This window comes from Rhodococcus sp. NPDC057014, from assembly GCF_042673295.1.
Taxonomy (GTDB): Bacteria; Actinomycetota; Actinomycetes; order Mycobacteriales; family Mycobacteriaceae; genus Rhodococcus_F.
The window spans coordinates 1-17,627 of the sequence record NZ_JBHUSF010000180.1 but is presented as its reverse complement, the minus strand read 5'-3'; the positions used below and the strand labels follow the sequence as shown (position 1 = coordinate 17,627).

Below are 17,627 nucleotides of genomic sequence, written 5' to 3'. Positions count from 1 at the left end.
CGGTTGATCCGAACGAGCGTCCCGTTGGTGCAGAAGGGGATCAGCCGCCGCAGGCCTCGATGACCAACTCCTTGACGCGGGCCGGATCGGCCTGACCGCGAGTGGCCTTCATCACGTCGCCGACGATCTTGCCCGCAGCCGCGACCTTGCCACCGCGAATCTTCTCGGCGATGTCGGGGTTCGCGGCCAGGGCCTCGTCGACGGCGGCCTTCAGCTTCGTGTCGTCGCGTTCGACGACGAGCTCGGGATGATCCGCGACGACCTGTTCGGGGTCGCCCTCACCGGCGAGAACGTGGTCGACCACCTGGCGGGCCACCTTGTTGTTCAGCTTCCCGCTGTCGATCAGCGCGACCACCTGCGCGACCTGAGCCGGCGTGATCGGCAGCTCACCGAGTTCCACCCCGCGGGTGTTCGCCTGCTGCGCCAGGTACGACACCCACCAGGACCGCGCGGCCTCCGGCGACGCACCGGCCTCCACGGTCGCAATGACGAGGTCGAGGGCGTTCGCGTTGACCAGGTCACGCATGACCTCGTCGGAGACACCCCAGTCGGCCTGGATCCGGGCGCGGCGGACCCACGGCAGCTCGGGCAGGGTGCCCCGCAGTTCCTCGACCCACTCGGCGCTGGGCGCGACCGGCTCCAGGTCGGGCTCCGGGAAGTATCGGTAGTCCTCGGCGGTTTCCTTGCGGCGGCCCGGCGACGTGGTGCCGTCCGATTCCTGGAAGTGCCGGGTCTCCTGGATCACCTCGCCGCCGGCCTCGAGCACCGCGGCCTGGCGGCGCATCTCGTACCGGACCGCGACCTCGACGCTCTTGAGGGAGTTGACGTTCTTCGTCTCGGTGCGGGTGCCGAGTTCGGTCGCCCCGATCGGCATCAGCGACGCGTTGGCGTCGCACCGCATCGAACCCTGGTCCATGCGGACGTCCGACACGTTCAGCGACTTCAGCAGGTCGCGGAGCGCGGTGACGTACGCGCGGGCCACCTCGGGGGCGCGGGCACCGGCGCCGCTGATCGTCTTCGTGACGATCTCGACCAGTGGGACCCCGGCGCGGTTGTAGTCGAGCAACGAGTGGCTGGCACCGTGGATGCGACCGGTCGCACCGCCGACGTGCAGCGACTTTCCGGTGTCCTCCTCCATGTGCGCGCGCTCGATCTCGACGCGCCACGTGGTGCCGTCGTCGAGGACGACGTCGAGGTAGCCGTCGGTGGCGATCGGCTCGTCGTACTGGGAGATCTGGTAGTTCTTCGGCTGGTCCGGGTAGAAGTAGTTCTTCCGCGCGAACCGGCCCCACGGTGTGATGGAACAGTTCAGTGCGAGCCCGATCCGGATCGCGGATTCCACCGCCGCCTCGTTGACGACGGGCAGCGACCCGGGCAGACCGAGGCACACCGGGCAGACCTGCGTGTTCGGCTCGGCGCCGAACTCGGTGGGGCACGGGCAGAACATCTTCGTGTCGGTGCCGAGCTCGACGTGCACCTCCATGCCGAGAACAGGCTCGTACTTCGCGAGCACGTCGTCGTAGTCGAGGAGGTCCGGAGTATCGACAGCAGTCATGCCACAGAGTTTATGCGTCCGGCGGTTCGCCGGAAAACGCGGTCAGCCGAAAAATGCGGCCGCCTCGTCGTACCGCTCCCGCGGCACCGTCTTGAGGCGCCGGGTGGCCTCCTCGAGGGGCACGAGGTCGATCGACGTGCCGTGCAGCGCGACCATGTTGCCGAAGTCGCCGCGGTGGACGGCGTCGGTGGCGTGCACCCCGAAGCGGGTGGCGAGCACCCGGTCGTACGGCGTCGGGGTGCCGCCCCGCTGCACGTGCCCGAGCACCGTCGTCCGCACCTCCTTGCCGATGCGGCGGACGATCTCGTCGCCGAGCTGCTGTGCGACACCGGTGAACCGTTTGTGACCGAACTCGTCGATGCCGCCCTCACGCAGACTCATCGACTCCGGAGTCGGAGTGGCGCCTTCCGCGACGACGCAGATGAAATGCGAATCACCGCGCTGGAAACGCTTCTTCACGAGGGAGCAGACTTCGCCGACGTCGAACGGGACCTCGGGAACGAGAGTGAGATGCGCGCCCGTCGCGAGCCCGGAGTGCAACGCGATCCAGCCCGCATGCCTGCCCATCACCTCGACGAGCATCACCCGCTGGTGGGACTCGGCGGTGGTGTGCAGGCGGTCGATCGCATCGGTCGCGATGGACAGCGCAGTGTCGAAACCGAACGTCACGTCGGTGCAGTCGATGTCGTTGTCGATCGTCTTCGGAACCCCGATCACGGGCACCCCGCTCTCGGCGAGCCAGCTGGCGGCCGTGAGCGTGCCCTCCCCACCGATCGGGATGAGCGCGTCGATCCCGTTGTCGTCGAGCGTCTGCCGGATCTGGTCGAGTCCGGCCTTCAACTTGTCGGGGTTGACCCGCGCGGTGCCGAGGATGGTGCCGCCCCGGGTGAGGATCCGGTCGATCCGGTCGTCGTTGGACAGCACGACCTTGCGATCTTCGAGCAGGCCACGCCAGCCGTCACGAAATCCCACCACCGAGCTGCCGTATCGGCCTGCGGCGGTCCGCACCACCGCCCTGATCACCGCATTCAGTCCGGGGCAGTCGCCGCCTCCGGTGAGCATTCCGATCCGCATCCAAGCACCCCTCGTCGTCTCGTGTGGTGACGGTGGTTCTCCTACACATCTTGCCGCTCGAACCGTGTTCGAGCACCTCGGATCGGTGTGTTCACTCAGCCGGGTGTGACGAGACCGCTCTCGTAGGCCAGGACGACTGCCTGTGCGCGGTCGCGCAGATCCAACTTCGACAACACCTTCCCGACGTGTGTCTTGACGGTCTGCTCGGCGACGAACAGGCGTTCCGCGATCTCGGTGTTGGACATACCCCGGGCGATGAGTTCGAGCACCTCGCGCTCGCGGGGCGTCAGCGCCGAGAGCGCGGCCGGTTTACGGCGGGCGGTGCTGCGGCGGCTGGTGACGTCGGCGATGAGACGCCGGGTGACGGTCGGCGCGAGGAGCGCCTCGCCGTCGGCGACCACCCGCACCGCGCGGATGAGTTCCTCCGCGGGCGCGTCCTTGAGCATGAAGCCGCTGGCCCCGATGCTCAGCGCCTCGTACACGTAGTCGTCCACGTCGAACGTCGTGAGCATGAGTACCCGCACCGGCGGATCGAATCCCGCAGACAGGATGACGCGGGCGGCGTCCAGTCCGTTCATCTCCGGCATGCGCACGTCCATCAGCACCACATCGGGTCGCAGGCGCTTGACCTCGCTCACCGCTACCGCCCCGTCCGGGGCGTCACCGATGACGCTGATGTCGGGCTGGGACGCGAGCAGGGCTCCGAAACCCTGCCGGACCATAGCCTGGTCGTCGGCGATGAATACGGTGATGGCCACGCCGCCAGCCTAGGCGGAGGCGACCGGGAACTCGGCGTGGACCTCGAATCCGCCGTTGTCGTGGAGGTGGGTGGTGAGTACGCCGCCGACCGCCTGCGCCCGCTCGCGCATCCCGATGATGCCGTTGCCACCCGTCGACTCGTGCCTGGTCAGGGTCGAGACGAGGCTCCGCCGCGGCGGGCCGTTGACGATCGACACGGACGCGATCGGCGTCTCGTACGCGATCGTCACCTCGACCGCGGCGCCCGCCGCGTGGCGGGCGGTGTTGGCGAGGGATTCCTGCAGGATGCGGTACATCACCAACCCGACCGATTCCGACACGAGCCGCGGGTCGCCGTCGGTGTGCCAGGAGACGGGGATTCCTGCCCTGCGGCTGCCCTCGAGCAGCTCACTGATCTGCTGGACCCCGGGCTGGGGCGCGTGCTCGGCCACCTGGCCGTCGCTGCGGAGCACACCCAGGAGTCCGCGCACCTCATTCAGTGCGGCGCGGCCTGCGGCTCCGATCGATTCGAATTCGGCCCGCGTCTCGTCCGACATGCCCGCGATGCGGTAGGGCGCGCTCTGCGCCTGCACCACGACCATCGACATGTGATGTGCGACGACGTCGTGCAGGTCCCGCGCGATGCGCGCCTTCTCCTCGAGGATCGTCCTGCGCGTGCGCTCGAGTTCGCTCAGCTCCTCCTGCTGCGCGAGTTGCCGCCGCGACAGCACCAGCCACCGGATCAGCAGGCCGAACACGACGATGGCGGTCAGTCCCACGGCCCACCCGCGACCGTTGGTGCCCGGGGTGTCGGCGAGGAACAGGAGAACGGTGGAGATCCACGCCACACCCACGACCGGGATGGCGGCCCGCATGCTGACCGCGGCCAGGAGGGCGAGCATCACGAGGATGTGGACCACCTGCCAGGGGTAGTCGTATCCGTCCTGCAGCGCGAAGACGCGCGGAATCACCAGTGCCGAGATCGCGGAGACGGCCCAGGCCAGCGCGGGGTTCGACCGGATGAGCAGGAACGGGAACGTCGCGAGCGCCGCCACGAACGGTTGGATGGGAGGACTGACCTGGTGAGTCAGCTGCAGGGTCGGCCACGCCACGGCGAACAGGATCGCCGTCACCACGACGATTGCCACGTTCAGCCACTGACCTTCGGCGGCTCTCCGGATGCGCGTCTTCGTCTTCACACCCTCGACACTAGAAACACAGGTCACGGCCTGTCCTCATACCCCGGACTCACGTCGACGTAGTACCGGAGTATGAGATCGGGCCCCCCTCCCCCCACGAGGCCAGTGATCGAACCGGACCCGGGAGTGATGTGGCTGCGCAACACGAATTCATAACGTCGTCGTCATGCGAACGACGGGGACACGGAGAACGACTTGGGCCGCGGTGGCGTGCGCGGCCACCGCGCTACTGACCACGACAGGATTCGCCGGCACCGGCGCGGCGAGCACGCCCCGGCACGAGAACGCCGCCGCCTCCGCCGCGGTGCACACCCTCACCACACCGGCGACGCTCACCGAGGACTCCGTTCCCGACGACTTCGCATCGGTGATGGGGTACACACCGGTGCGGATCGACGGCATGCTCGCCAATCCCGGCGGCGACTGCTCCTCGCCCGTCCCGCTGCCGCTCGAGTTCGACACCGCGTGCAAGGCCCACGACCTCGGCTACGACCTCCTGCGGTACGCGTCGCGGTCCGGCGAGGATCTCGGCCCCTGGGCCCGGCAGTCGCTCGACGCGCAGCTGGATCAGCGGATGCACACCGCATGTGACTCCCGTCTCGACGAGCAGGCGCGGGCCCAGTGCTTCGTGATGGCCAACATCGCGACCACCGCAGTCACCGGAAACAGCTGGCGTCAAGGCTATTCGACGCCGGTCACCGAAGCCGGGCTCCCGTACGCGCTGGCCGGCGCCGCCGGCGCCGCACTGCTCGCAGGCGTGGCCTGGTCGATCCGCCGCCGCCCGCGTCCGGTCGGGGCGATCGCATGACCACCGCGGCTCTGTCCGGTCCCGGACGGAGCCCGGCGCACTCCCGCTCGCGTACCGCGCCGAATGCCCTGCGCCGCACCCTGACCACGACGATTCCGATCTCCGCCCTCCCCCGCGCCTCCTCGACGATCGCCGTCACCACCGCGACGTTCGCGTCGCTCGCCCCCTCGCTGCTTCCCCGCAGTGCGCTGACGCAGGCCCTGTTCACCGGGTTCCTCGCCGCGGTCGGTTTCGGGATCACCGTCCTCGTCCGTCTGCTCCGGCGACTCGTCACGCGCACGCACCCGCATCGCGCGACGCGGGACTCGGTGCGTCTGCTGGTCCTGATCGGCGCCATGATCGTGGTGACGTGGGCGATCGTCCTCGCCGACCACTGGCAGGATTCGCTGCGCGCCGCGATGGGCATGCCGGGCATCGGGCCGGACCACTGGATGCAGGCGATCATCGGGGCGGTGTTGACGTTCCTGCTGTTCGCCGGCATCGGCAGCGTCGTCGCCGCGGTCGCCCGCCGTCTCGGCTGGATCGGCAGCGCCACCACCGCGGTCGTACTCGCGACCGGGCTGCAACTGGTCGCCGGGCCCGCGCTGTGGGGGATGATGTCCCGTTCCTACAGCGACTCCAACGCGCTCGTCGACGTGTCCCTGCACCGGCCGGTGTCGGCCGAATCGTCCGGCGGCCCGGACTCCGCGATCAGCTGGGAGTCGCTCGGGCGCCAGGGACGGCGGTTCGTGGCGGCGGGCGAGCAGTCGGCCGCCATCCGCACCTACGTGGGAATGGATTCGGCACCGGACGTCGAATCACGTGCGGCACTGGCGGTCTCGGAGCTCGAGCGGGCGGGCGGATTCACCCGGTCCGCCGTCGTCGTCACGGTGCCCACCGGATCGGGTTGGATCGACGAGAACGCGGCCGAAGGATTCGAGGAACGCTTCGCCGACGACGTCGCGATCGTCGGCATGCAGTACTCGTACCTGCCGAGCTGGATCACCTTCGTGTTCGGACGTTCCGCCGCAGACCATTCGGCGGCAGCATTGTTCGACGCCGTCGCCGAGCGGATCGCCGACCTACCCGACGTCCTGCGGCCCGCACTGTACGTCTACGGCCAGAGCCTCGGATCCGTTGGCGGCAGTGCCATTTTCGACGACGCCGACCAACTCCGCGAGCGAGCCTGCGGCGCATTGTGGGCGGGCCCGCCCGCCGGTTCCGTGCTGACGGACGGCGCGACGGTGCTGGCGAACACGTCCGACCCGGTGGTGTGGTGGTCGCCCGACCTGATCCTGCACCGGCCCGACCTCTCGCTCGCGGTACGCGATGCGCCGGTCCCCCAATGGATTCCGGGCATCACGTTCCTGCAGACGAGTGTCGACCTGGTGTCCGCGCTGAACTTCGCGTCCGGGCACGGACACCGCTACGGCAGTGAGCAGGGCACCGCCCTGCCCGACTGCTCCTAGCTCGGCGAGCCGATCGGACCGCGCGCGGCCTCGTAGGCGGCACCGACCCGGTACAGCCGCTCGTCGGCGAGCGCGGGGGCCATGATCTGCAGTCCCACCGGCAGACCGTCGTCCGCGGACAGCCCCGAAGGGACCGACATCGCGCAGTGCCCGGCCAGGTTGGTGGGCAGCGTGCACAGGTCCGACAGGTACATCGCGAGCGGGTCGCCGACCTTCTCGCCCAGCTTCCACGGCGTGAACGGACTGGTGGGCGACACCAGGACGTCCACCTTCTCGTAGGCCTTGTCGAAGTCCCGGGCGATGAGCGTCCGCACCTTGAGCGCCTGACCGTAGTAGGCGTCGTAGTAGCCGGACGACAGCGCGTAGGTGCCGATCATGATGCGACGCTTGACCTCCGGGCCGAAGCCGGCGGCACGCGTCGCGGCCATCACCTGGTCGGCGCTCATGTCGCCCTGGTCGATGCGCAGCCCGTACCGCATGGCGTCGAAGCGCGCGAGGTTCGACGACACCTCGCTCGGCAGGATGAGGTAGTACGACGCGAGCGCGTACTCGAAGTTGGGGCACGACACCTCGACGACCTCGGCACCGAGTTCGGTGAGTTGCGCGACGGCCGCATCGAACGAGGAGATGACCCCGGGCTGGTAGCTGTCGGAGTGCAGTTCCTTGACCACACCGACCTTCACGCCCTTCAGGTTGCCCCCTGCGCCCTCGCGCGCAGCCGCCACCACGGGACGCACGGGCGCGTCGATCGACGTGGAGTCGCGCGGGTCGTGCCCGGCGATGACCTCGTGCAGCAGTGCGGTGTCGAGCACCGTGCGACCGCACGGACCACCCTGGTCGAGCGAGGACGCGCAAGCGACGAGACCGAACCGGGACACCGTGCCGTACGTCGGCTTGGTACCGACCGTCGCCGTGACGGCGGCGGGCTGGCGGATCGAGCCACCCGTGTCGGTGCCGATCGCGAGCGGGGCCTGCCGGGACGCGAGGGCCGCGGCGCTGCCGCCGCCGGAGCCGCCCGGGATGCGGGTGGTGTCCCACGGGTTGCGGGTGGGGCCGTAGGCGGAGTTCTCGGTGGACGATCCCATCGCGAACTCGTCGAGGTTGGTCTTTCCCAGGATCGGGATGCCGGCCTCGCGCAGCTTCTTCGTGAGCGTCGCGTCGTACGGCGCGACCCAGCCTTCGAGGATCTTCGACGCGCACGTGGTGGGCATGTCGGTGGTGGTGAAGATGTCCTTCAGCGCCAACGGAACTCCCGCGAGCGGGGAGGCGGGAGCATCACCTGCGGCGAGGCTGCTGTCGACCTCTTTCGCCGACACGAGGGCCTGCTCGCCCGCCACGTGCAGGAAGGCGTTCAGTTCACCGTCGACAGCGGCGATGCGGTCCAGATGCGCCTGGGTGACCTCGACGGACGACACCTCACGGCTGTGAATCTTCGACGCGAGGTCTGCGGCGTCGAGAGTGGTCAGATCGGCGCTCATTCGCCCTCTCCAAGAATCTGCGGGACGGCGAAACGATCCTGCTCGACGGCCGGCGCGCCGGACAGCGCCTGCCCGGGCGTCAGGCCGGGAACGATCACGTCGGGACGGGTCACGTTGGTGACGGCGTTCGGGTTCGCCATCGGCGGAACATCCTCGGCGGGCACCTCGGTGACCACCTTCACGTGGCTGAGAATCGAGTCCAGCTGACCGGCGAACTCGTCGAGCTCGGCATCGGTCAGGGCGAGTCGAGACAGCCGCGCGAGGTGCGCGACCTCGTCACGGGAGATGGCAGGCACCGCGGGGCCCCTTTCGGTTCGGACGTACACATTCGGACGTACACAAGTGGGTCCCAGCCTAGAGCAGTGGTCGGATCAGCCGTGCAGCCAGCGCCCGCCGAGGAACCCCGGGAACGTGCCCGCCATCGCCATCCCCGCGTCCGTCCAGCGCAGGAATTCCTGTTCCCGGCCCGCCGCCACCCGCCTCGAGACGGAGGTCGTCACTCCCGTTGCCGTGGTGTTCATGCACCCATGTTTGGGCTGTCGTGTTTCGCGCACGAGGCGAATCCGTATCGGCGATGTCACGAATCGAGCACGACCTGCGAGTCCCCGTCCCGCCCCGGGCGAAGCCGCAGGGGGGACCGCATACTCGGGAACGAAAGTGCAAGGATGGTGAGCGACGGGGGTCGCAGGTACTCCCGCGTCTATCTCGTGGTGAAAGGGACGCACGTGTCGTATCTGCTTCGCGTCCAGCTCCCCGACCGTCCCGGTAGCCTCGGCTCTCTCGCCGTCGCCCTGGGCTCGGTGGGTGCTGACATTCTGTCGCTCGACGTGGTGGAACGGGGTGCCGGATTCGCCATCGACGACCTCGTGGTCGATGTCGAGCCGGGATCGCTCCCCGACACCCTCATCACGGCCGCCGAGAACCTGCCCGGCGTCACCGTCGACTCCATCCGGCCGTACGCCGGAATCCTCGACACCCACCGCGAGCTCGAGCTCATCGACCAGGTCGCCACCGCCGCGGACGATCGACTGCAGGTCCTCGTCGACGGCGCACCGCGGGTGCTCCGGGTCGGCTGGTCCGTCGTCGCAGATCTCGGCCCACACGGCGCATACCGGGTGGTCGGCAGCTCGGGAGCGCCCGAGACGCACGCCACCGAGATCCCGTGGATGCCGCTGGAGAAGCCCACGGCGCTCGACGGCGAGGGCGACTGGGTGCCGCAGGTGTGGCGCGACATGAACACCACCCTCGCCGCGGCTCCCCTCGGGACCACAGGCCGGGTGCTGATGCTCGGCCGCCCCGGCGGCCCGGAGTTCCGGCCGTCCGAGATCGCCCGGCTGGGCTACCTCGCCGGCATCATCGCGACCGTGCTCAGCTGACCTCCGCCCCGGGCCGGACGGTCCGGGGCCGTGGTCGTCTCAGACGAGTTCGCGGACCAGGACGGTGAGCTCGACACCCGGGACGGGCGCCCAATTGCGTTCGGGCACAGGGACGAATCCGTTGCGGTCGTAGATGCGGCGGGCGTCTTCCATGTCGGGCTGGGTCGACATCACCACCGCGCGATCGCCGCGGTCGTAGGCCGTGTCAAGCACGTGCCGCACGAGCGCCGACCCGACGCCGGTTCCGCGGGCGTCGGGTGACACGGCAAGCATCCGGAATTCGAGTTCCCCCGGCTGCGCGACGTCCGCGTACGGGGACGCCGGTTCCGCGATTGTGACGGAACCCACGACCCGGCCCTCCATCACCGCCACCCGGACCTCCGCCTTGTCCGCCCGTTCAGCGGTGTCGCGCAACCGGTTCGTGTACGGATCGTGTGCCTCGACGTGTCCGCCGCCCACGTAGGCGATCACCGTGAGGTCGCTGACGGCCTCGTACTCGTCCGGCGTCGCATTCCGAATCTCGATCATGTCCAGAACTATGACAGGACACCTCACGCCGCCCAAAACTCGAGCGTGAGGTTCCCGTCACACTCCGGAATCCGCGACGGCGTCCGGTCCGCCCTCCAGCAGGCGGCGGAAGCCGTCCTCGTCGAGGACCGGCACACCGAGTTCGACGGCCTTGTCGTGCTTCGACCCCGGGGATTCGCCGGCCACCACGAACGCCGTCTTCTTCGACACCGAACCCGCGGCCTTGCCGCCCCGGACGAGGATCGCCTCCTTCGCCTGGTCGCGGGAGAACGTCTCGAGCGAACCCGTGACGACGATCGACAGGCCCTCGAGGTTGCGCGGAATCGATTCGTCGCGTTCGTCTTCCATGCGCACACCGGCCGCCGACCACTTGTCGACGATCTGCCGGTGCCAGTCGACGCCGAACCATTCGGCGACGGCCGCGGCGATGGTGCCCCCGACCCCGTCGACCGCCGCGAGTTCCTCGACGGAGCTCTCCCGGATCCGGTCGAGCGACCCGAACTCGCCCGCGAGCGCCCGCGCCGCCGTCGGACCGACGTGGCGGATGGACAGGGCGACCAGCACCCGCCACAGCGGCTTGTCCTTGGCGGAATCGAGATTGTCGAGCAGCCTGCGGCCGTTGGCCGACAGCCCGCCGGCCTTGGTCCGGAACAGCGCCGTCTTCAGCAGGTCGTCCTCGGTGAGCGAGAACAGGTCGCCTTCGTCGCCGATCGCCTTCGCTTCGAGCAGGCTCGTCGCGGCCTCGTAGCCGAGCACCTCGATGTCGAACGCACCGCGGCCCGCGACGTGGAATACGCGTTCCCGGAGTTGCGCGGGGCAGTACTGCTGGTTGGGGCAGCGGATGTCCGCGTCGCCCTCCTTGGCGGGAGCGAGCGGCGTGTCACACTCCGGGCAGTTCGCCGGCATCACGAACTCGTATTCGTCGCCGGTCCTGGCGTCGACCACGGGCCCGAGGACCTCGGGAATCACGTCGCCGGCCTTGCGCAGCACCACCGTGTCACCGATCAGCACGCCCTTGCGTTTGACCTCGGAGCCGTTGTGCAGGGTGGCGAGGGAGACGGTCGATCCGGCGACGGTGACCGGTTCCATGTAGGCGAACGGTGTGACCCGGCCGGTGCGGCCGACGTTGACCCGGATGTCGAGGAGCTTGGTGGTGGCCTCCTCCGGCGGGTATTTGTACGCGATCGCCCAGCGCGGCGCCCGCGACGTGGACCCCAGCCGGCGTTGCAGCGACGTCTCGTCGACCTTGACCACCAGGCCGTCGATCTCGTGCTCCACGTCGTGCCGGTGCTCGCCCCAGTACTGCACGCGGTCCACGACGGCGTCCGCGCCGGTGACCCGGACGGTGTGGGTCGACACGGGCAGGCCCCACGCCGCCAGCGCCGTGTACGCGTCGTACTGGGAGGCGGGCTCGAATCCTTCGCTCCGGCCGAGGCCGTGGCAGATCATCCCGAGGCGCCTGCGGGCCGTGACGGCCGGATTCTTCTGCCGCAGCGACCCGGCCGCGGAGTTCCGGGGATTCGCGAACGGCGCCTTGCCCTCCTCGACGAGCGCCGCGTTGAGCGCCGCGAAGTCCTCGAGCCGGAAGAACACCTCGCCCCGCACCTCGAGGAGCGCCGGAACCGGGTATTCGTCTGTGCCGGTGAGCTTTTCCGGGATGTCGTCGATGGTCCGGGCGTTGAGCGTCACTTCCTCGCCGGTCCGGCCGTCGCCGCGGGTGGCGGCGCGGACCAGTCTGCCGTTCTCGTACACCAGGTTCAGCGCGACTCCGTCGATCTTCACCTCGCACAGGTAGTGCAGGTCGGGGCCGGTCTCCTGCTCCACCCGGCTGATCCAGGTGCGCAGTTCGTCGGTCGCGAAGACGTTGTCGAGGCTCAGCATCCGCTCGAGGTGATCGGCGGAGGCGAAGTCGGTGGCGAATCCGCCGCCGACGAGCTGGGTCGGCGAATCCGGCGTCCGCAGGTCGGGGTACTGGTTCTCGAGGTCGTTCAGCTCGCCCAGCAGCACGTCGAACTCTCCGTCGGAGATGATGGGCGCGTCGCGGACGTAGTAGCGGAACTGGTGCTGCCGCACTTCCTCGGCCAGCTCGTTCCAGTGCTCCCGGACGTGTCCGGGGGCCGGTGTCGGGGCTTCGGTCGATTCACTCACCATCGAAGATTAACCGGTCCGGCCGACACCGAACGCCGGACTCAGAGCGATTCGGGGTCGTCGGTGAACGCGCTGCTCACCTCGGCACAGAACTTCAGCGCGTCGCGGCTCCAGGACGCGTCGGCGCCCGCGAGTCCGCAGGCCGGTGTCACGGCGACCTGGGTCCGCAGAGTCGTGCGCGGAAATCCGAGCCGGTCGATCAGCGTCACCGCAGGTCGGGCCAGGTCGCGCCAGGTGGCGGGCGCGGCGGGGGCGGCGGTCGGGATCAGCCCCAGCACCAACTCCTTGCCCGCGTCGAGCAACTCGCCGATGCCGTCCAGGTCCGACGGCGCCAGCTGCGACACGTCCAGCCCGACTGCGCGCGCACTGCTGCGCCGCAGCAGGTCGGTGGGCAGATCCGCGGAGCAGCAGTGCACCATGGTCACTCCGCCGGACCCGGCGAGGGCAGCCTCGAGCACGGCGAGGGCCTCCGGTTCCGGCATCGCCCGCACGGTCTCGAGCCTCGACCGACCGGACAGCGTGCCCGCCAGCACCGCGGGCAGTCGTGGCTCGTCGAACTGGATCAGCACCTGAACACCGAGACGCCGGGTGACCTCCGCGGCGTGCCGCGCGAGCCCTTCACCCAGCGATTCGGCGAAGTCGCGCACCGCACCGGGGTCGGTGAGCATGCGCCTTCCGGTGCCGAGTTCCACCTGGGCCGCCAGCGTGAGAGGACCCACCGACTGCACCTTCAGCACGTGATCGGCCCCGACGAGCCCCGCACTCTCCCACGCTTCCTCGAGCGCGTCGAGGTCCTGGTTCAGGAGGTCGGTCGCCCGTTTGGCGACCGAGCCGCGACGCTGCACCACACGGTAGGCGGACGTGGACACGTCCAATTGCAGGTCCACGAGCAGGGCGCTGGCGCGGCCGATCATGTCGGCGCCGAGCCCGCGGGCCGGCAACTCCACCAGGTGCGGAAGCCTGCCGAGTTCGCCGAGGACGACGGTGGCGGCTTCGCGCGGATCCGTTCCGGGCCACGAACCGACGCCGGTGACGGCACCGGCCAGCGAGATATCCTGCGTCACTGCGTGTTCGGACGCGCGTCGGTACCCGAGATGGTTCCGCTGCCCAGCACGATGTCGCCTGCCGGGTCGGTCCGGTACAAAACGACGGCCTGCCCCTTCGCGACACCGGTCAGCGGTTCGCGCAGCGAGATGCGGATACCGCCGTCGACGGCTTCCGCCACGGCCTCGGCGAGTCCGCCGTGCGCGCGTACCTGCACGGTGCATTCGACCGGTCCCGCCGGGGCGCTTCCGGACGTCCACACGGCGCGGTCCGCGGTGATCGCGTGCACCTCGAGGTTGCGTGCCGAACCGACACGGACGGTGCCGGTTTCGGGTTCGATCGACGTCACGTACCGCGGCTGTCCGTCGGCCGCGGGCCCCTGGACGCCGAGCCCCTTTCGCTGGCCGATCGTGAACCCGTGCACGCCTTCGTGTTCCGCGAGCACCTCACCCGAATCGGCGTCGACCACGCTGCCCGGGCGGACACCGATGTGGGCGCCGAGGAACGCCCGGGTGTCACCGGACGGGATGAAGCAGATGTCGTGACTATCGGGCTTGTTCGCCACCGCGAGGCCGCGTTCGGCGGCCTCCTCCCGGATCCGGTCCTTCGGGGTGTCGCCCACGGGGAACATCGCCCGCGACAGCTGCTCGGCCGTCAACACACCGAGCACGTACGACTGGTCCTTGTCCGCGTCGACGGCCCGGCGCAGCACACCGTTGTCGAGCTGCGCGTAGTGGCCGGTGGCCACCGCGTCGAACCCGAGGGCGATCGCGCGGTCCGCGAGCGCCGCGAACTTGATCTTCTCGTTGCACCGCAGGCACGGGTTGGGGGTCTCCCCCGCCGCATAGGACGCCACGAAGTCGTCGATCACGTCTTCCTTGAAGCGGTCGGCGAAATCCCAGACGTAGAACGGGATTCCGAGCACGTCCGCGGCGCGCCGGGCATCACCGGCGTCCTCCTTGGAGCAGCAGCCCCGGGAGCCGGTGCGCAGCGTGCCCGGCTCGGCGGACAGTGCGAGGTGCACGCCCACCACGTCGTGTCCGGCAGCGACTGCCCGTGCCGCCGCCACGGCGGAATCGACGCCGCCGCTCATGGCCGCCAGTACTCGCATCAACGATTCCCTCCACGCGCTCCGACACCGGCGAGCCCGGCGGCGCGGGCCCGCTCCACAACTTGCGGCAGTGCCGCGATGACTGCATCCACGTCCGCGACCGTCGACGTGTGCCCGAACGAGAAGCGCAACGACCCGCGCGCGGTCGCGGCCTCCACGCCCATCGCGGTCAGGACGTGGCTCGGGCGGGCGACACCGGCGGTGCACGCCGAACCGGTCGAACACTCGATCCCGGCGGCGTCGAGCAGCATCAGCAGCGAATCACCCTCGCAGCCGGGGAACGTGAAGTGGGCGTTGCCCGGCAGACGCGCACTGCCCACCGGACCGTTCAGCACGGCGTCCGGGACGATCTCGCCGACGCGGTCGATGAGCCGGTCGCGCAGGACGGACAGTTCCGCGGCGCGGGAGTCGAGGTTCGCGGTCGCGTCGCGCAGCGCCGCCGCCATGCCGACGACGCCGGCGGTGTCCGGGGTGCCCGAACGCAAGTCGCGTTCGTGTCCCCCGCCGTGCAGCAGCGGCACACACGGCACCTGCCGTCCCAGCAGGAGCGCACCGACGCCCTGCGGTCCGCCGACCTTGTGCGCGGCGATGCTCAGCGCGGACAGCCCGCTGGCAGCGAAGTCCACGGGAACGTGGGTGACGGCCTGGACGGCGTCGCTGTGCATGGGCACGTCGAACTCGGCCGCCACCGCGGCGAGTTCGGCGATCGGCATGATCGTGCCGACCTCGTTGTTGGCCCACATGATCGTGACCAGCGCGGTCTCGTCCGCGTGGACGGCGAGTTCGTCGCGCAGCGCCTGGGGCGACACCCGGCCCAGTTCGTCGACGGGCAGCCACGTGACGTGTGCGCCCTCGTGCTTCTCGAGCCACTCCACCGCGTCGAGCACCGCATGATGCTCGACGGCACTGGCCAAGATCCGCACCCGTCCCGGGTCGGCGTCACGCCGTGCCCAGAAGATGCCCTTGACCGCGAGGTTGTCGCTCTCGGTGCCACCGGAGGTGAAGATGACCTCGGACGGCCTGGCGCCGAGGTCGGCGGCGATGGACTCGCGGGCCTCCTCGATGCGACGGCGGGCGGCGCGCCCGGAACCGTGCAGCGAGGACGCATTGCCCACGGTACTGAAGATGTCGGTCATCGCCCGGACGGCCGCCGGCACCATGGGAGTGGTGGCTGCGTGGTCCAGGTAGACGGGGTGATCGGCACTGCGGGCAGAGGTCATGACGTGACCAGGATAGCTCAGGCGACGAGACGCTCCGCCGCCTCGATGCCCGCAGCCGCCGTCCCGACCGCACCCTGCAGCGGATCGACGATGTCGTGCGCTGCGAGATCGATCCGTTCGTCGCCTCGCGCGGCGCGTTCGCATCGGACCGCCAGATCGCGGCGGCACTCCCCCGGATACTCGATCGGCGCCAGTCGGACCTCGGCGTTGACGCCCTTCTGGCGGATGATGCGCCGGATCGACCGGCCGATCGTCTCCTCGCCGACGAAGCACGGCCCGGTCGTCAGTTCCCCGCCCCGGCCGGTGTATCGCAGCGAGATCGGCTGGACCGGGCACTCCGCGTCGATCGCCGCCTGGAACAGCGCGGGCCGGAATCCGCCGTACGCCCGTCCACACCACGTGGTGCCTTCCGGGAACGCGACGACGCGTTCGCCGTCGCGGAGCCTGCCCGCCGTCGTCGCCACCGTGCCCGGGAGCGCCCGCAGGCTCTGCCGTTCGATCGGGACGACCCGCATCCGCCGGGCGAGCGAGCCCAGAATCGGCCAGTCCAGCAGATCGCCGCGGGCGACGAAGTTCGCCGGTGCCAGCGCGCTGAGCACCAGCACGTCGGTCCACGACACGTGGCCGGCCACCACCAGAAGTCCGCCGGCGTGTCTGCGCTTTCCGCGGTGATCGACCACGACGAGGCGAATTCCCACGCAGCGCAGCAGAACCGCCGCGTACCGACGCTGCAGACCCGTCCGCCACGACCGCGGCAGCAACCACCCCGCGGTCAGGAGCGGCGCCGTCGCCAGCGCCGACACCACGAGGCACCACCGGACTACCACGGTCGGGATCGACACGGCGTTCGCCTCCGCCGGCAGGCATCCCGCGCCGCACGGACTCGACGGCATCCACGAATGCACGGGCACTGCAGCCGTCTCCGGCACCGCGGCCGTCTCCGGCACGGCGGCGCTCATGCCTGCGCTCCCGCCTCGAAAGTGGCCGAAGCCGAACGCAGGCGGTCGAGGTAGCGCTCGTTCGCGTTGTGCAGTCCCTGCAGGGCGACGAAGTCGGCGACTCCGAATTCCGGGTCGTGCGCGGGTTCGCCGCACACCGTGGCGCCGAGGCGGAGATATCCCCGGAGCAGCGGCGGCAGAACCGGGCGGGCGGGCGGGTCGATCTCGTCGAGCGACCGCCCGTCGACGCGCACCGGGTTCCGGGGCACCACCCGGGAGGCCGGGTCGCTGCCGTACTTGCGGAGCAGCAGATCACGCACGCCACGGACATTGGAACCGGCCACCGCGTCCGGGTGCTCCCGCATCGGCACGGAGACGCAGCCCATGACCCATTCGTATCCTGTCAACTGCAGGTAGTGGAGGATCCCCGCCCACATCAGGCTCAGGACCGAACCGGAACGGTGATCGGGGTCGACGCAGGCCCGGCCCATCTCGACGATGCGGTTGCCGACGGGGTCGAGTGCCGAGATGTCGAATTCGGTGGCGGTGTAATAGCCGCCGGCCTGGGCGGCGGCGTCGGGCGGGAGCATGCGGTAGCACCCGACGAACTCGCCGGTCGCCTCGTGCCGGACGAGGAGGTGGTCGCAGAAGTCGTCGAACCGGTCGGCGTCGAGGGCGTCGGCGTGCGCGGGGACGGCGAAACCGGGTTCCGAGGCGAACACGCGGTACCGCAACCGCTGAGCGGCCACACGATGTTCGCGGTCGGACGAGACGACCAGGGAGTATCGGGGCGGGGTTACAACAGAATCGGCGGTCTCACTCGGTGCGCGGAGAACTGACGAAGTTGTCATGGCGCAGGTTTACCGAGCAGGGGCGGCGCGGGGGCGTCGCCCGGGTGTCGTGTCGATGCAGCCCGGATGAACGACGGAAGATACGACGGCGGCCCCGCTCCCGGTAAAGGG

At 69.9% G+C, this 17,627-nt stretch carries 17 protein-coding genes; 3 read left to right on the top strand and 14 right to left on the bottom strand.

From position 1 onward, the window contains the following. Positions 1 to 40 precede the first annotated feature (40 nt). The 4 genes from gatB to ACFTZB_RS28410 form a co-directional block, all read right to left on the bottom strand. Positions 41 to 1,555 (bottom strand): Asp-tRNA(Asn)/Glu-tRNA(Gln) amidotransferase subunit GatB, encoded by a 1,515-nt coding sequence (gene gatB / locus ACFTZB_RS28425; protein WP_378436371.1) that lies wholly within the window; start codon positions 1,553 to 1,555, stop codon positions 41 to 43. Positions 1,556 to 1,597: 42 nt separating this feature from the next. Continuing rightward, positions 1,598 to 2,629, bottom strand: coding sequence for an ATP-dependent 6-phosphofructokinase (locus tag ACFTZB_RS28420; protein ID WP_378436369.1), 1,032 nt, complete (start codon positions 2,627 to 2,629; stop codon positions 1,598 to 1,600). A gap of 95 nt (positions 2,630 to 2,724) precedes the next feature. Beyond that, the gene (locus tag ACFTZB_RS28415) at positions 2,725 to 3,387 is read right to left on the bottom strand and encodes a response regulator transcription factor (protein WP_015890224.1); all 663 of its coding nucleotides are present in this window, start codon (positions 3,385 to 3,387) and stop codon (positions 2,725 to 2,727) included. A gap of 9 nt (positions 3,388 to 3,396) precedes the next feature. Next, positions 3,397 to 4,593, bottom strand: coding sequence for a sensor histidine kinase (locus ACFTZB_RS28410; RefSeq protein WP_378436366.1), 1,197 nt, complete (start codon positions 4,591 to 4,593; stop codon positions 3,397 to 3,399). A gap of 139 nt (positions 4,594 to 4,732) precedes the next feature. Between ACFTZB_RS28410 and ACFTZB_RS28405 the strand changes: the two genes are divergently transcribed. Beyond that, on the top strand, positions 4,733 to 5,374 hold the full coding sequence (locus tag ACFTZB_RS28405; RefSeq protein WP_378436364.1) for a hypothetical protein: 642 nt from the start codon (positions 4,733 to 4,735) through the stop codon (positions 5,372 to 5,374). Then, on the top strand, positions 5,371 to 6,822 hold the full coding sequence (locus ACFTZB_RS28400) for an alpha/beta-hydrolase family protein (protein WP_378436362.1): 1,452 nt from the start codon (positions 5,371 to 5,373) through the stop codon (positions 6,820 to 6,822). Before ACFTZB_RS28405 ends, ACFTZB_RS28400 begins: the two co-directional genes overlap by 4 nt. On the opposite strand, the gene gatA is transcribed toward ACFTZB_RS28400, so the two are convergent. The 3 genes from gatA to ACFTZB_RS28385 form a co-directional block, all read right to left on the bottom strand. Then, positions 6,819 to 8,300: an Asp-tRNA(Asn)/Glu-tRNA(Gln) amidotransferase subunit GatA gene (gene gatA, locus ACFTZB_RS28395; protein ID WP_378436360.1), complete on the bottom strand. Its 1,482-nt coding sequence runs from the start codon at positions 8,298 to 8,300 to the stop codon at positions 6,819 to 6,821. The two genes, ACFTZB_RS28400 and gatA, sit on opposite strands and share 4 nt — an antisense overlap. Further along, a complete protein-coding gene (gatC, locus tag ACFTZB_RS28390) occupies positions 8,297 to 8,596 on the bottom strand; it encodes an Asp-tRNA(Asn)/Glu-tRNA(Gln) amidotransferase subunit GatC (protein ID WP_378436358.1) in 300 nt (99 codons plus the stop codon). The genes gatA and gatC overlap by 4 nt, the downstream gene beginning before the upstream one ends. Positions 8,597 to 8,671: 75 nt before the next feature. Continuing rightward, complete coding sequence (locus tag ACFTZB_RS28385; RefSeq protein WP_378436356.1) at positions 8,672 to 8,821, bottom strand: hypothetical protein; 150 nt, start codon at positions 8,819 to 8,821, stop codon at positions 8,672 to 8,674. 204 nt (positions 8,822 to 9,025) lie between these two features. Between ACFTZB_RS28385 and ACFTZB_RS28380 the strand changes: the two genes are divergently transcribed. Next, positions 9,026 to 9,676, top strand: coding sequence for an amino acid-binding protein (locus ACFTZB_RS28380; protein WP_025432327.1), 651 nt, complete (start codon positions 9,026 to 9,028; stop codon positions 9,674 to 9,676). Between the two features lie 39 nt (positions 9,677 to 9,715). On the opposite strand, the gene ACFTZB_RS28375 is transcribed toward ACFTZB_RS28380, so the two are convergent. Genes ACFTZB_RS28375 through ACFTZB_RS28345 form a run of 7 tightly spaced genes read right to left on the bottom strand, consistent with a single transcriptional unit; the run spans position 9,716 to position 17,516 of the window. Then, positions 9,716 to 10,204 (bottom strand): GNAT family N-acetyltransferase, encoded by a 489-nt coding sequence (locus ACFTZB_RS28375; RefSeq protein ID WP_378436354.1) that lies wholly within the window; start codon positions 10,202 to 10,204, stop codon positions 9,716 to 9,718. A gap of 57 nt (positions 10,205 to 10,261) precedes the next feature. Beyond that, the gene (ligA, locus tag ACFTZB_RS28370) at positions 10,262 to 12,352 is read right to left on the bottom strand and encodes an NAD-dependent DNA ligase LigA (RefSeq protein ID WP_378436352.1); all 2,091 of its coding nucleotides are present in this window, start codon (positions 12,350 to 12,352) and stop codon (positions 10,262 to 10,264) included. A 41-nt stretch (positions 12,353 to 12,393) separates the two neighbouring features. Next, positions 12,394 to 13,416, bottom strand: a complete 1,023-nt coding sequence (locus tag ACFTZB_RS28365) for a methionine synthase (protein ID WP_378436350.1) — start codon at positions 13,414 to 13,416, stop codon at positions 12,394 to 12,396. After that, positions 13,413 to 14,507 (bottom strand): tRNA 2-thiouridine(34) synthase MnmA, encoded by a 1,095-nt coding sequence (gene mnmA / locus ACFTZB_RS28360; RefSeq protein WP_378436348.1) that lies wholly within the window; start codon positions 14,505 to 14,507, stop codon positions 13,413 to 13,415. The genes ACFTZB_RS28365 and mnmA overlap by 4 nt, the downstream gene beginning before the upstream one ends. Then, positions 14,507 to 15,727 carry a cysteine desulfurase family protein gene (locus ACFTZB_RS28355; RefSeq protein WP_378436346.1) on the bottom strand — a complete coding sequence of 407 codons (1,221 nt, stop codon included), beginning with the start codon at positions 15,725 to 15,727 and terminating at the stop codon, positions 14,507 to 14,509. The genes mnmA and ACFTZB_RS28355 overlap by 1 nt, the downstream gene beginning before the upstream one ends. Before the next feature lie 17 nt (positions 15,728 to 15,744). Further along, complete coding sequence (locus tag ACFTZB_RS28350) at positions 15,745 to 16,686, bottom strand: lysophospholipid acyltransferase family protein (RefSeq protein ID WP_378436344.1); 942 nt, start codon at positions 16,684 to 16,686, stop codon at positions 15,745 to 15,747. Then, positions 16,683 to 17,516, bottom strand: a complete 834-nt coding sequence (locus tag ACFTZB_RS28345) for a GNAT family N-acetyltransferase (RefSeq protein ID WP_378436342.1) — start codon at positions 17,514 to 17,516, stop codon at positions 16,683 to 16,685. Before ACFTZB_RS28345 ends, ACFTZB_RS28350 begins: the two co-directional genes overlap by 4 nt. Positions 17,517 to 17,627 lie beyond the last annotated feature (111 nt).